We start from the raw sequence: 14,324 nt of genomic DNA, 5'->3' as shown, positions 1-14,324 counted from the left end.
CTGAGGCGGTCCGTCCCGGCGCGACAGACGCAGGGAATGCTCCATATCTGAACGCCGTGCGGGTACTCGAGACTGTACAAGTGGCTTCATATGACCAAACTGTATCGTTCGACGAGTCCGACGCGATCGAGATAACAAATGCTGCTCCAGCCTTTGCCGAAGCGATCAAACAAGAGATTGAAAGTCGCGGTGGAGAGGCCAGCATCGTCAGCAAGCCTCAAAGCGCAAGGACGTGTCTTCTTACGGAAGGGTTGACCGAGGAACGACAGGCAAAAAGACACCATGACGTTCTCAAGGCGATCCTGTCGGCGCACGAAGGGGTGCATGTCGTTGCGCTGGACCGCACGTCAGCCCGCTCCTTGTCAGCGATCGGAGGTGTTTCAGGCCTTTGTCGTTCGCTTCGGATTGAACGCCCCGAAATACGCGTAAGTGCCTCGTCTCTCAAAATTTCTGGAGATATCCAGGATGAAGCATCTCGCATTGCGATGTCTCTGATCCTGTCTGAAGGTACCTATACACTGAGTAACGACGGAATTTATCAAGATGTTCCCGGCGAAATTGTCCGGCCGCCGTCAACCGCATCGGTTGTTCCTGAATCACCAGTCTGGCTGATAACCGGTGGCGGCCGGGGTGTGACTGCCGATTGCGCGATTGAACTCGCAAAAAGAACAGGGGGTAGTTTCATTCTGCTCGGTCGGTCCGATCTCGTTGCCTGGCCTGCCTGGCTTGAGCGAGAAACCGATCTCAAAGCGCTGCGTGGTGCCCTGGCAAAGAATTCTGGTCGTGCCGATGCTCCCAAGACGCCGGTAGAGATTGACCGCTTCGCCCGCATACTTCTGGCCGGGGCGGAAATCGTCTCTACCCTGAAAGCCATCGAGTCTGGCGGGGCCAAAGCCCGTTACGTACAGGCAGACATTGGGGATCAGGCAAGCCTTCGTACCACCCTTTCCAGACTCATAAATGAAGAAGGCCCGGTCACAGGCCTGGTTCATGGCGCAGGTGTTCTGTCAGATGGTTTCGCCGAAGCGCTCGGTCTGAAGAATTTTGAGAAGGTTTTTTCGCCCAAAGTCACCGGACTTGAAACGATCTTGTCTTGTATCAAGCCTTCTGCCCTTCGTTATATTGGTCTTTTTTCTTCAGCATCCGCTGTATTTGGAAACGAAGGGCAATCTAACTATGCCGCAGCCAATGAGTGGCTGAACAATGTGGCCGTTCACCTCGCCGGGAAAATACCGGATACACAAGTGAAGGCCTTTTGCTGGGGCCCCTGGCAAGGTGGAATGGTCGATGAATCCCTGGCGCGAATGTTTACCGAGCGGGGCATAGGCCTAATCTCAAAGCAAGAAGGCGCCCGTATTTTCGCAGATCAACTTCTGAATTCTTCTCACGATCAGGTTCGGTTCGTCGTTGGTGACGAATGGGGCAGTGCATGACCTATTTCGAACCTGTCGCTATCGTTGGACAGGGATGTGTTCTTCCGGGCGCACACACGCCTGAGGAGCTTACTGATATTGTGATGGAGCGACGGGTCGTTTACGCCCCTGTCTCTCCTGTCGAACTTGGGCTCCCCAGCGACATAGCCAGCTCCCGGTCGTTCGTGTCCGGACGCGTAAGGGGTTTTGATGCGCTCTTCGCACCAGACCGATTTCGCCTGAAATCCGTTCGCGTCGGGGAACTAGATCCTGTCTGCAGCTGGTCCCTGCAAGCAGCGTTTGATGCTTGGGAAGATGCCACCAATCCCAGAGTTAACCCTTCCGCCATAGGCGTGTTTGCCGCGAACCTGTCTTATCCTTCGGCCGGGCATGTCGAATTCGCCTCGAGATTGTGGCGCGATGAACCTACACCACCTGCTCATCTGACACTGAATTCTGCACTTCCATCAAGATTGATTGCCGAAGCACTAGGCGCCTCCGGACCTTGTCTTTCACTCGATGCGGCATGTGCATCTTCCCTCTATGCTGTTGATATTGCGTGCCGGAAGCTGCAATCGAGACAAATAGACTGCGCGCTCGTTGCGGCAGTCAATGCCGCTGACAATCTGATCCTTCACATTGGTTTCGACGCATTAAATGCACTGAGTCCCACCGGCCGTTCCCGGCCGTTTGTGAAGGGCGCCGACGGCCTAGTGCCTTCGGAAGGCGCCGCTGCAATCGTCCTGAAGCGACTGAGTGACGTTGAACCAGGGGAAAAAGTTTACGGATTAATTCGCGCAAGCGGCCTGTCGAATGACGGCCGCCGGAAAGGTCTGCTGGCACCGTCTGCCGAAGGGCAAGCCGATGCGATGCGTGATGCGTTGAAGCGCAACGAAATAGATCCGCTCACGATCCAATACCTCGAATGCCACGCGACCGGCACACCCGTTGGAGATGGCGTGGAGGTATCATCGGCAAAGTCTGTCTATGGCGCTGTGGAGCAATTACCGGTCGGATCTCTCAAAGCGAATACCGGTCACCTCATTACCGTCGCCGGTCTTGCAAGCATCCTGAAGCTTACGGGTGCGATGTCTCGGGAAAGCCTGCCTCCGACACCGATCGATGGCGACGTACTGGAGTCTCTCGCACATTCAAACCTCATCGTACAAGCGAAGCAGGAACCTTGGAGAAATGATCATGGAGCAAGGCGCGCTGCGATCAGTAACTTCGGATTTGGCGGCAACAATGCGCACCTGATAATGGAGCAGCACCAGCCGATCGTCCGCAGAGGCCGCAACACCAGTTTCAAACAATCACATACTCCTGAAATTGTCGTCTGCGCCGCGGCCGTTATGGCCGGCTCGGACCGGACGACAGATGCGGTGTTGAGACGGTTGATGAACTGGCCAATCGCTCCTCCGGCGCAACTGGAAGAAATCGGGGCCAATGCTGCGAATGCCAGAACACCTCCCAAAGACCTGACACAGGCCGAGCCGCAACAATTGGCGATCCTGTCTACGGTGAGTGAAGCTCTGGACAGGGTTTCCCCTGTTGAAAGTCACGAGACGGGAGTCTTTGCCGGTATGGCTTGCGCGGCAGATTCTGCGCGCTGGGCTCTCAGGGAGCGCATTTCTTCTTCCTCCTCGCAATCACCAGAAGATATCGCTCCGAAACTCGATGCCGCGATGGTGCTCGGTGCAATGGCGAACATGACCGCAAACCGGATCACGTTCGGGCGCGACATGCAGGGCATGGGATACTCGGTATCCGCTGGTGCCGCGAGCGGTCCTGCCGCGCTGGATCTCGCGGTTGATGCCTTGGCTTCTGAGCGCCTGTCGATGGCCATTGTCGCAGCAGCTGATTTTGCGTCGGAACCGGTTCGGGCCAAGGCCCTTCGCGAGTTGGGTCAAACAAAAAACCCAGGCGACGCGGCAGCTGCACTGGTTCTCAAACGTCGTGAGGATGCTGAGGCCGCTGGCGATCCGATACTTGGATCGGTTGCGTCAGTGGAATGGAAAAACTCGAAAAGCAGGCACGTCGAGAACCTGTTTTCCGATGTTTACGGAACCGCTCCGGATGCTGATGCTTTAGTCCAGGCAGCTATCGAACTGCTGCTGAATGCCCACAGTCATCACCTGACACCAGACGGCGCTGTTCCGAAGTTGTCCTGGCCACGAAAAAAAAGCCGGATAAATGTACCGGCTGGAGCAGCGAATGTTGGCACATCGATTTCACTTGAATTGGCGCCGCCTCTGGTGATGCCGGATCCACTAAGGCCAACGCCGTCCATCTTCTTCACTGCAGCAGCCAGCAAGCAGAAGCTCGCGGAGAACGTGAAATCGGGACGCCAAGGCGGCCGGGGCAGATGCCGGATCGCCTTGTTGGCTGCAGGCGCAGATGCCATCCAAAACCTGCGTGCGTGTGTTGCGCGGCAACTCTCGAAAGATCGGGTGCCGTCAGGCGACGGCATTTATTATGGCGAAGGCCAACCGGAAGGCGAGTTGGCCTTCATGTTTACCGGATCGGCTGCAGTCTACCCCCGGATGGCGAGGCGCCTTCTGATGGCGTTCCCGGAGGTCCGGAAGAAACTTTCAAAATTGTCCCGGGCAGAAGAGATTGCCGCCCTGCTGTCACGTGCCAGCCTTTCTGAATTCGAGCAGCTTTGCGCCGGTACGCTGGTCAGCCAAGCACATGCGATCCTCTGGCTGGACATCCTCAAGGTGAAGCCCGATGCTGCTATCGGTCTTTCACTCGGGGAATCCAATGCTCTGTTTTCTTTTGGCTATTGGAAGGATCCCGGTGCGCTTCTGGACGAGATATCAGAAGCTGCAATGTACGAACGGCACATCGGCGGTGAATTCGAAACGGCGAAACAGGCGTGGGGGCCAAACGTCCCATCCGACTGGACCAACTGGCGCCTGCAAGCGCCTGTTGCTGACGTAAAGGCCGCACTCTCACGTCATCCCGGCGTGGAAATCACGATCATCTACACGGATGAGGACTGTATGATCGGCGGACCTGCCGAGGCTTGCCGTGCGCTGTGTGAAGAGTTCGGCAGGCGCGCTGGCGTGAAGATGAACCAGCACCTGATTGTCCATGCCAAGGCCATGCGGCCATTCGCGGATACCTGGCGGCGCCTGCATACGCGGCCGGTACATCGGGGGTCTAATGTCCGGCTGTACGCCAATGCAATTCACGGGGCCTACGAGCCTGAAACGGACGTTGTCGCGGACATGCTGACCCGGCAGGCAGTCGATACGGTGGATTTTCCTAAAACGGTGCGTCAGGCTTGGGCGGATGGTGTGCGGACTTTCCTCGAACTGGGCCCACGCGATACGTTGACGACCAGCCTCTCCAACACATTGAAAGATAAGCCTTTCAAGGCCATCGCCACTGACAGGATCGAAACCTCGGACCTTGGCCAGATCGCGAACGCAGCGGCATTTCTTTATGCCGATGGACGGGAAATCGACCTGAACCCCCTGCTCGAAACGCTCGCCGCCGCCCAAAAAAACGAGGCCGCCCCAGCCGGCCAATGGAACGCTACAAGACCGGTGCCTTACCCCATGCCCAAGATTGTCAAAAACCGACCACGCCCTGCCCAGTGCGGACTGCCGCCTGCGCCCAAGCTGCGCATACCGGACTATGCCATGACTATACCGTGCCAGCAGGTGACGATGCCGAGACGACCTCCGGAGCCCGTTCCCGGAAAATGTGCTGAGCCTCCGCAGAAAGTGGTGAGCGGGACGACCGCGCTCGACCGCCGTTCGCCGTCTGGTCCGACCCGCGACCGAGGAGAGGTTGAGGCTTCCTCACGAGGCAAGATGTCAGCTTTCTTCGGACCGGCCTTCGCAGCCCAGGACCGCTTCGACCGGCAGGTACGCCTTCCGGCACCACCACTTCTTCTTGTTGACCGGGTCACCGGTATCGATGCCGCCCCAACCGAAGAAGCCGGCGGTGTGATCTGGACCGAAACAGATCTCTCCAATCATACGGACTTCATCCATGACGGTCGCATCCGCCCGGGTCCGCTGATCGAATGCGGTCAGGCTGATCTGACGCTGATCGGCTGGATGGGTGCGGACTTGCGCAACAAAAACGAACGGGTCTACCGATTGCTGGGGTGCGAGATCACCTTCCACGAGGGGGGGCTCCCGTCGGTCGACGATACGTTGGGCTTCCAGATCGAAATTACCGGGCACGCTGAATTGGGCGGTGTACGGATGTTCTTCTTCCAGTATGATTGCAGAGCGAACGACCGTTTGGCGTTCTCTGTCCGCAACGGGCAAGCCGGCTTCTTTACCGACGAGGAACTCGCCAACAGCAAAGGCGTCATCTGGGATGCCGCCAAAAATGCCCCCCCGACTTCAGACCCTGCCGGCTTCGAACCACAGCGTGTCAGCAACAAGCGGACGTTTTCTGAGGATGATATAAACGCGTTCCGGAACGGTGATGCCTTTGCTTGTTTCGGCGAGGGTTTTGAGCTCTGTGCCGCCCATTCCAATCCACCACATATTCCCGGCGGAAAGCTATCGCTGTTCGATGATGTCATTGCATTCGATCCGCAAGGTGGGCCTTGGAAACGCGGCTACCTTCGGGCACGCGCGGCAACGCCAGCGTCCACATGGTTCTATGACGGACACTTTCACAACGACCCCTGCATGCCCGGCACACTCATGGCGGAAGCCGCCGTGCAGGCGCTGGAATTCTATGCCGCTGCCGTGGGCCTGACTGTCGAGCGGGATGGATACGTCTTCGAACCCATTCCCGAACACACAGCGAAATTCGTATGCCGCGGTCAAGTGATCCCGGATAAGGATCATCAGGTTACCTATGAAGTCTTCATCGACGAAATCATCGATGGGGAGACGCCGGAAATATACGCCTCCCTGCTTGCCCGGTGCGACGGCCACAAGGTGTTCCATTGCCCGCGCTTTGGAATCCGGCTTCGCCGCAACTGGCCGGCGCCGAGAATAGATGCCAAGCCTTTGCGGATCGGACCAGAGCGCGAAAGCCGAGGGGATCACGCCGCGTTGCTGGATTGCGCCAATGGCGCGCCTTCTGCCGCATTCGGAGACATGTACCGGCGTTATGACGATCAGGGGAATGTTCCGCGCCTTCCTCAACCGCCGTATCATTTCATATCCCGCGTGACGTCAGTTACGACGCGTCCGGCCGAGGAAACGCTCGGCGCGACGATGACAGCGGAATACGACATTCCTGCAGATGCATGGTATTTTGACGACAATGTGAATGGCACCATGCCGTTTGCAGTTCTCTGCGAAATCGCGCTTCAGCCGTGCGGCTGGCTGGCCAGTCATTCAGGCTTCGCACTTGTGGGCACGCTTCGCTTCCGAAACCTTGAAGGTGATGGCTTCCTGCACATGGAAGTTGGCCGGAATGACGGCATTTTGAAAATCCGCAGTACTCTAACGAATATTGCCAAAGTCGGACCGATGACACTCGTCTCCTTCGATGTCGAGGTCGTCACGGGTGACGGAAGGCAGGTGCTGGATCTGAAAACTCAATTCGGATTCTTCCCGCCCTCCTCTCTCGTCCGACAGGCAGGGCTTCCAGCGAAGCCTCACTTTACCCAGGCGTTCGACCTGCGGCCGGCTTCAATGCAGATTTCCATGCAGGAACCGCGCGCCTTGGGCAGAATGCAAATGATCGACGAGATCGATTTCTGCGATCCGGATGGCGGAGAGGCAGGGCTCGGGCTGATCCGAGCGCAACAGCACGTCGACCCGTATGCTTGGTATTTCAAGGCGCACTTTTATCAGGACCCTGTTCAGCCAGGATCCCTCGGGCTGGACGCATTGATCCAGGCGCTGACACAGCTTGTCTGGAAGAAGGGTCTCCACAAGGGCATGACCCAGCCGCACCTGACCACGCTTGCCCCAAATGCTCCGATGAAATGGAGCTATCGCGGACAGGTGACGCCTGAGCGGAAGACTGTAACGAGCGTGATGGAGATCCTGAAGATCGAGGATCGCGGTGAGGATATTCTGATCACCGCGCGGGGCAGCCTGTGGCGCGACGGCCTTCGTGTCTACGAGGTGGGGCCGATGAGCGTATCGCTGACAGATCTGGGTTAGACGGCTAATGCCCGGCTCAAGATAAGTCGGTCTTCCGGAAAAGTGTCGATTGCCAGGTTGAGTCCATCATGCTCGATGGTGAAGTGGTCCGTGTCGCTGGAAATAAAGGCGAAAGGCAACCGGATGCGGCGCGCACCGCCTTTCAAGCCTGTGCCAGCAGCTTTCAGGATCGCTTCCTTGGCTGTCCAGCAACGGAAGAAAGTGTCCAACTCGGCTCGATCCGCCAGTATCGCACGAATATCGTCAGCCTCATCGTCTTCCGCCAGCATGTTCAGCATCGGCTCCCAGAGGACAGGCCGGACAAGCTCCACATCGATGCCCACAGGGCGATCCCGGAATAACGCGAGCCCGTTCCAATCCTCACTATCCGAAAAGCTGATAGAGATGTCGGGATAGTCGGGCAGCCCGGGTTTCCCCTGATCGTCATGCGCAATTCGAAGACCGGCCGGTTCACAGCCGAGCAATCCCGCAAGCAGGTGGCGGCGTTCCGCGAGACTGGCGGAGAGCAAGTCACGTTTCTCAGGCAAAAGAAGCCTCGAAACACGCGCGTTCTCGGGTTCAGACAGCACCTTTGTCCCCGCTTCCAGAGGGTTGGTTTGCCAGAACCACACCCCTTCCGCGCCGGTTTCGGGCGGGTTCAGTCCGTTTATGATCTTGTTTGGGCGCAGCATCGTTTTGCGTTCTAGGGCGTTCTTCAAATCGACACCAGCGACATTGGCCAACGCGAAGCTCTGCTGGGCGGGACATGCGCAGCCCTGCTCTGGAATTCCCTAATCAATTCAGAAAGAAAAAGTGGCGGAGAGGAAGGGATTCGAACCCTCGATACGCGTTAACGTATACGCCCTTAGCAGGGGCGCGCCTTCAGCCACTCGGCCACCTCTCCACAGCCCGAAATCCCTAGAGTTATTGGGCATTTGGGGCAAGGCTCAATTGCATCGGATTGCATCGGATTGCCGTGAACAGACGTGGAACGTGGGGGATATATGGGGGAAGAATGGGGGAAGAAAATGTATTGGAAATTTTCGGATTAACTCCTCCTACCCTAAAAGTTTTTGAGATTTTCGGATTTGCTCCGCTGAATTTGCCATTGAATCATGCCATATCGATGCGTATATAAATACACACCAGTTGAGGGCTAAAATGGAACGCGATAGCCGCAAACTCATTAAGTTGCTTGAGGATGACGGCTTCGAATTTGTTAGCTCACGGGGCTCGCATCACAAATATCGTAAGGGCGACCTTACAGTGATTGTGCCCCACCCAAGGAAGGACATACCAACTGGAACTGTGCGGAGCATTTATCGTCACGCTGGGTGGGCGGACTAGGTGTGCTTTGCGGCCATTAGCAAGGAGGCGATGATATGGCCCACTATGTAGCAATCGTACACGCCGAAGACGGCGCCTACGGTGCGTATTTTCCAGACGTCCCAGGCTGCATCACGTCTGCCGACACTTTGGAAGAACTTAAGGCTTCAGCTAACGAAGCTCTGGCGCTCTGGGTAGAGGACCAAGCCCTTCCGGAAGCGCGCAGTTTGGACGAAATCCATGACGATCCCGACATTAGAGCAGATTTAACAAGCGGCGCTTTTCTCATGATCGTTCCACTTGTTGATCTCGACGCTCGAACCGTTCGAGCTAATATCACTATGGAAGCGGGTCTTTTAAGAAGTATCGATGAGATTGCTAAAGAACGAGGCCTAACAAGATCCGGTCTACTCGCACAAGCTGCGCGTAAAGAGCTATTGGGGGCAACTACTCAAGAACCAGATGCTGTACTTTTAGCTATCCAAAACTTGAACGCGAACTTCGAAGCTTTTTCGATTTCAGAATATGAGCCCACAACAATTTCAGGACAGGCATTTAAAGTCAAAAAAAGGCGTTCGTCTTCTCATCCAAAGACCAAATTGGCGAAGCTGATAGGAGAGCGGCCGGCTAAGGGGTGACGCTGAAATCGCGTCACGCAAAGGCGTGGGCGCAATCGCCCTCTCTTAATTGGTGCTTGTTGCAGTAGAAAGTAGAAAGCTTCAACGGTCTCCGGGCGGGAATTCGTCTATTGAGTTCTCATAGTCACCACGTCGAATTTTTTCTTGCGCAATAGCAAAATATTTTTCTGGTGGTGAAACGCCATACTTTCTAGCGCCCGCCAAGTCCTCGACAGCGAATTGGAACTCCCGCTCAAGGACCTTCAGTCCTTTAGTCGCCTCGATATTTTTTATTCGTCTGAAACGATCACGCAACTCAACAAATAGAGATGCATGACGCGAGACCACTTCGAGCTGTCCATCTAGCTGCAAAGAACCCCACACAATTGGCGACAACCCCGCAATTGAACCAAATGCGCCCGCAGCCAAAGCATGACCTGCTACAGCGAATGCGGCAGCACACACGCTAAAAACAACTTGCCCAAATATAAATACCCTCCGCCACCGCCTTAGGGACCGCAGCCAAACCATCAGTACCGTGAACGTATAAAGGCAATTTTCTTCTTGCCTTTCACATTCTTTCAAAATTTCCGTCTCTGTGTCAGTCAAGCTGCGTACTCCGGAATCTTATCACCAAATATTCTTTGCCAACACTCGCCCGCAGACCAAATAGAATCCTCTCGCTCGAACTCACAAGCCGACACAGCCCGTTCCCACGCTGTGATCGATCTAGAATGCCAGTCAGATCCAACATTTATAATTTCTTCTGTATAGGGAACAGAAACAATCTTCTCAGGTGAATTCACGAGAAATTGGAAAAAGTCCCTCACGATCCAATCATAGTAGTAAAGCGATTGCTCTCGCCATTCGCAACTCCGCATATATTCTGTCGCAAGCAACTCAATGTAGAATGACTTAATAGGAACATTGCAGTGGCGCTTCCACTGTTTCGCCATCTGAACCAGCGGACGAAGGTTATTATTTGAAATTGAATCCACGTAATTGAGCTGACTGATTTCAGATCGAGGCTCTGCAACCATCCAGGCTCCGCCTTGATTGCTGTTCGGTATAAGAAACGAACCATTCTGCCTTTCAAGACACGGCGCGACCTCGATGGTCAAGGAATTGAAATCGATTACAACAACCTGACCATCACCTCTTATTCTTGTTTGCGGATATCGATCGAGAAGAGTTTCCCTGACGCTGGCTAACAAACCCGACTGTCCGTTCCCAGCGTATCTGTCAAACCGCTCAAACTCTTCGATGGGCACGCGATAATACATATCGACGTCATAAGGAGGAGAAATCGCGGTACCTTTTCCCCATGACCCATAGACATAGTAGCCCAATCCTAGATCTGGGTCCCCAAAATACTCGCTATTGAGCTTGCGGGCGACATTGCGAGCTTTTGATAACCCATCAAAGCGTTGAGCTTCGGATAGTTGAAGATTGGTTATAAAGCGTCGGAACCGAGGTGTTACCGCAGACCACATTTACCCACCTTTAGTTGTGGGTAATGCTATCCCCGATTTGCAGGAAAAGCACAACAATCACTCTACAAAAATCCCGCATTCACCCCCGAATTTGCAATGGGGGAAATATGGGGGAATCAAAAGCAACGCCCCTCTTTATTTACAATAAAATCATGGCTTTGATTTTCCCCACGCTCGCCTTAGCAGGGGCGCGCCTTCAGCCACTCGGCCACCTCTCCAGCGCGGACTGCCGGTCTATTGAATGGATGAGATAACCGCAAGCCCCCATCGTCTTATAGGCTGCGGTTGTTGGGGTTTCGCCCTGATCGCCCGGCACCTGGAGGTGCCTTTGCCTGTATCAAGTCACCCGTCCTGTGGTAGTTACCTATTCCAGCATGAATCCAGCCGGTTAGGCAGAACAAATGACCGAATATTTCAAACCCGTCCCGTTCCCCCTGTGGGCAGAAGACAAGCTCGCATTCGCTGATGCACTTGGACGTTCGTTCCGCGAAACCGGCTTTGCTGTTATTTCCGAACATCCGGTTTCCCAAACCGTGATTGATGCAAACCTCAAGGCGACCAAAGACTTCTTTGCCTTGCCGGAGGAGACGAAGCTGAAATATGACGGTCGCGCCGGTGGCGGCCAGCGTGGTTATACTGCGTTTGGAACCGAGAATGCCAAAGGCAAAGCCGAAGCCGATCTCAAAGAGTTCTGGCACACCGGCCGGGCCCTTCCAGCCGACTCCCCCTACCGGGAAACCATGGCAGATACTCCGTCTGTTCCGGAGGTACCTTCGTTCGATACGGCAACCCGCGGGCTGTATGATGCGCTCGACACATTCGGCCGCCAGTTGCTGCGCGCGGTCGCGCTTCATCTCAAGCTGGAGGAATCCTGGTTCGAAGACAAAGTGAATGTCGGAAACTCGATCCTTCGTCTGCTCCATTATCCGCCCCAGACCAACCCACCGCCGGAAGGTTCCGTGCGGGCTGGCGCGCACGAAGACATCAATGTCATCACTTTGCTGCTGGGCGCCGAAGAAGCCGGCCTCGAGGTCAAGCATCGCTCCGGAAAGTGGCTTGCCGTCAGCCCGCCGCCGAATGCGCTGGTGATCAATTGTGGAGACATGCTGCAGAGGCTGACAGCGGGCGTGCTGCCATCGACAACCCACCGGGTCGTGAATCCGTCGCCGGAACGCTCCCGGTTCCCACGCTACTCAACGCCCTTCTTCCTGCACTTCAATCAGGATGTCATGATCGAAGCATTGCCCGGCTGTGTCGCGGAAGGCGGCAAGGCCGAACCGCCGGTCACCGCGCAGGACTACCTGATGGAACGCCTCCGCGAGATCGGACTCGTTAAGGCCTGACTGGCCTGGTAGTTCGCAAACTGAACTTGTCTCAGATGAGGCCGGCGAGCGGTGAGCTCGGATCGGCATACATTTTCTTCGGCATGCGTCCGGCGAGGCAGGCTTCACGGCCAGCGATAACGGCATGCTTCATGGCGGACGCCATCAGGATAGGATCCTTGGCCGCGGCAATGGCCGTGTTCATCAGAACGCCATCGCAGCCGAGCTCCATCGCGATCGCAGCATCAGACGCCGTGCCGACACCGGCATCGACGATCACCGGTACACGGCTCTGCTCTACGATGAGCCGGATGTTGACCGGGTTCATGATGCCCAGTCCTGAACCGATGAGGGAGCCAAGCGGCATGATCGCGCAGCACCCTGCCTCTTCCAGCATTTTTGCGTAAACCGGATCATCGGAACAGTAGACCATGACCTCGAACCCATCCGCGATGAGCGCCTCGGCAGCTTTCAGCGTCTCCGGCATGTTCGGATAGAGCGTTTTCTGGTCCGCCAGCACTTCCAGCTTCACCAGATTCCAGCCGCCCGCCTCACGCGCGAGCCGTAGGGTGCGTACGGCTTCATCCGCGGTAAAGCAGCCCGCCGTGTTGGGCAGGTAGGTAAATTCGTCAGGCTTCACAAAATCGGTAAGGCGTTCCTCATTCGGATTCGACAGGTTTACCCGCCGAAGCGCGACCGTGACGATCTCTGCGCCGGCCGCACGAGCGGCGTCCGCATTCTGCTGGTAGGAGGCGTATTTCCCGGTGCCCACGATAAGGCGCGAGGCATAGGATTTTCCGGCAATGATCAGTGGGTCGTTCAAGAGACTGTTCCAATTCTGCAGAGGGGCCTTTCGTACAGGACAGCCTTGTCAGCCGCCACCAACAAACTGCACCACTTCGATGCGGTCGCCGTCTTCAATGACGGTCGAGGCGTGCTCGGATTTGGGAACAATTTCAAGGTTCCGCTCGATGGCGACACCGCGCGAATCCCGACCGTCGTCCGCTGACACCATGGCGACAAGCATCGCCACAGTCGTACCGGCGTCAATTTCGCAGGCTTCCCCGTTCAGCGTTATATTCATCCACTGCAACTCCGCGCATCAGCAGGCCTTGCCTTGCCCGGCGTTACAGCGCAAGACAACACCCCATGGTGAAGCCGATATATGTCCTCGGGGGCCCGAACCTCAACCTGCTCGGAACGCGGGAACCGGATATTTATGGCCGTGACACACTTGAAGATATCCACAATCGCCTGAAGGCACGGTCTGGTGATACGCCGATCGAGGCGCGTCAGACCAATTCTGAAGGCGAATTGGTGACCTGGATACAAGAGGCGTCCCGAGAGGCTTCGGCCGTAATCCTCAACGCCGGTGCCTATACGCACACATCCGTCGCGCTTCATGACGCGCTGCGGGCCTGTAGCGTGCCGGTTGTCGAAGTACACTTGTCGAATCCCGCCGCGCGCGAGTCATTCCGGCATGTGAATTATGTCGCGCCTGCAGTGAACGCATCGATTGCGGGCCTTGGCGCCTATGGTTATGAGCTTGCCCTGATGGCCGCGCTAAAGCTGTCGGGAACATAAGGGACGATAGAATCCATGAGCACTGGCAAGAACAAGCTTGATACCGGACTTGTCCGGGAACTCGCCGCCATCCTGCGTGAGGCAGATCTTGGTGAAATTGAAGTTGAACATGAGGGCCTGCGGGTCCGCGTGAGTAAACCCGCACCAACCGTGGTGCAGGCCGCTGTTGCCGCTCCGGCGCCCGTGGCCACAGCAGCCGCGCCTGCAGCGGCTGCTCCCGCTGCTGCAGCCCCTGCTGAAGCTGCCGTGGAAACGCCCGACAATGCCATCAAATCGCCGATGGTGGGCACCGCTTACCTCTCTCCGGAACCCGGCGCCAAAGCGTTCGTTTCAATTGGTGACAAGGTGAAAAAGGGCGACACGCTGATGCTGGTCGAGGCCATGAAGACCTTCAATCCAGTCGAAGCAGACCGGGCCGGCACGGTGAAGGCAATTTATGTCACCGATTCCCAGCCCGTAGAATTTGGCGAGCCGCTCATTCTGATCGAATAGC

12 protein-coding genes and 1 tRNA gene are annotated in these 14,324 nt (G+C 56.2%); 7 read left to right on the top strand and 6 right to left on the bottom strand.

What is annotated here, in order from left to right; genetic code table 11:
* Window positions 1–80: 80 nt before the first annotated feature.
* Window positions 81–1,433, top strand: coding sequence for an SDR family NAD(P)-dependent oxidoreductase (locus HY17_RS14715; protein WP_139068731.1), 1,353 nt, complete (start codon window positions 81–83; stop codon window positions 1,431–1,433).
* On the top strand, window positions 1,418–7,510 hold the full coding sequence (locus tag HY17_RS19605) for a beta-ketoacyl synthase N-terminal-like domain-containing protein (protein WP_081813179.1): 6,093 nt from the start codon (window positions 1,418–1,420) through the stop codon (window positions 7,508–7,510). The genes HY17_RS14715 and HY17_RS19605 overlap by 16 nt, the downstream gene beginning before the upstream one ends.
* Here the strand turns inward: HY17_RS19605 and HY17_RS14705 are convergent.
* Together HY17_RS14705 and HY17_RS14700 are read right to left on the bottom strand one after the other, a co-directional pair.
* Window positions 7,507–8,232, bottom strand: coding sequence for a 4'-phosphopantetheinyl transferase superfamily protein (locus HY17_RS14705; RefSeq protein ID WP_034767939.1), 726 nt, complete (start codon window positions 8,230–8,232; stop codon window positions 7,507–7,509). The genes HY17_RS19605 and HY17_RS14705 overlap by 4 nt on opposite strands.
* A gap of 71 nt (window positions 8,233–8,303) precedes the next feature.
* Window positions 8,304–8,393: transfer RNA gene (locus HY17_RS14700), tRNA-Ser, on the bottom strand.
* Between the two features lie 257 nt (window positions 8,394–8,650).
* Between HY17_RS14700 and HY17_RS20765 the strand changes: the two genes are divergently transcribed.
* Window positions 8,651–8,836 (top strand): type II toxin-antitoxin system HicA family toxin, encoded by a 186-nt coding sequence (locus tag HY17_RS20765; RefSeq protein WP_081813178.1) that lies wholly within the window; start codon window positions 8,651–8,653, stop codon window positions 8,834–8,836.
* 35 nt (window positions 8,837–8,871) lie between these two features.
* Complete coding sequence (locus tag HY17_RS14695) at window positions 8,872–9,453, top strand: type II toxin-antitoxin system HicB family antitoxin (RefSeq protein WP_065382675.1); 582 nt, start codon at window positions 8,872–8,874, stop codon at window positions 9,451–9,453.
* Window positions 9,454–9,534: 81 nt separating this feature from the next.
* On the opposite strand, the gene HY17_RS20290 is transcribed toward HY17_RS14695, so the two are convergent.
* A complete protein-coding gene (locus HY17_RS20290) occupies window positions 9,535–10,041 on the bottom strand; it encodes a hypothetical protein (RefSeq protein ID WP_139068732.1) in 507 nt (168 codons plus the stop codon).
* Window positions 10,038–10,925, bottom strand: a complete 888-nt coding sequence (locus HY17_RS14690; protein ID WP_034767929.1) for a nucleotidyltransferase — start codon at window positions 10,923–10,925, stop codon at window positions 10,038–10,040. Before HY17_RS14690 ends, HY17_RS20290 begins: the two co-directional genes overlap by 4 nt.
* Before the next feature lie 401 nt (window positions 10,926–11,326).
* Here HY17_RS14690 and HY17_RS14685 point away from each other — a divergent pair, with 401 nt between their 5' ends.
* Window positions 11,327–12,268 (top strand): isopenicillin N synthase family oxygenase, encoded by a 942-nt coding sequence (locus tag HY17_RS14685; protein WP_034767928.1) that lies wholly within the window; start codon window positions 11,327–11,329, stop codon window positions 12,266–12,268.
* 31 nt (window positions 12,269–12,299) lie between these two features.
* Here HY17_RS14685 and HY17_RS14680 read toward each other — a convergent pair whose 3' ends face one another.
* Both HY17_RS14680 and thiS read right to left on the bottom strand, forming a co-directional pair.
* Window positions 12,300–13,070 (bottom strand): thiazole synthase, encoded by a 771-nt coding sequence (locus tag HY17_RS14680; RefSeq protein ID WP_175354393.1) that lies wholly within the window; start codon window positions 13,068–13,070, stop codon window positions 12,300–12,302.
* Between the two features lie 48 nt (window positions 13,071–13,118).
* On the bottom strand, window positions 13,119–13,331 hold the full coding sequence (gene thiS, locus HY17_RS14675) for a sulfur carrier protein ThiS (RefSeq protein ID WP_034767926.1): 213 nt from the start codon (window positions 13,329–13,331) through the stop codon (window positions 13,119–13,121).
* Between the two features lie 65 nt (window positions 13,332–13,396).
* Here thiS and aroQ point away from each other — a divergent pair, with 65 nt between their 5' ends.
* Together aroQ and accB are read left to right on the top strand one after the other, a co-directional pair.
* Window positions 13,397–13,831, top strand: a complete 435-nt coding sequence (gene aroQ / locus HY17_RS14670) for a type II 3-dehydroquinate dehydratase (RefSeq protein ID WP_034767923.1) — start codon at window positions 13,397–13,399, stop codon at window positions 13,829–13,831.
* Between the two features lie 15 nt (window positions 13,832–13,846).
* Window positions 13,847–14,323, top strand: a complete 477-nt coding sequence (gene accB / locus HY17_RS14665; RefSeq protein WP_034767922.1) for an acetyl-CoA carboxylase biotin carboxyl carrier protein — start codon at window positions 13,847–13,849, stop codon at window positions 14,321–14,323.
* Window position 14,324 lies beyond the last annotated feature (1 nt).

The sequence above is a fragment of the Hyphomonas sp. CY54-11-8 genome, assembly GCF_000682735.1.
Lineage (GTDB): Bacteria > Pseudomonadota > Alphaproteobacteria > Caulobacterales > Hyphomonadaceae > Hyphomonas.
Note: the sequence above shows the minus strand (reverse complement) of the source record. Positions and strands in the feature narration are given on the sequence as shown.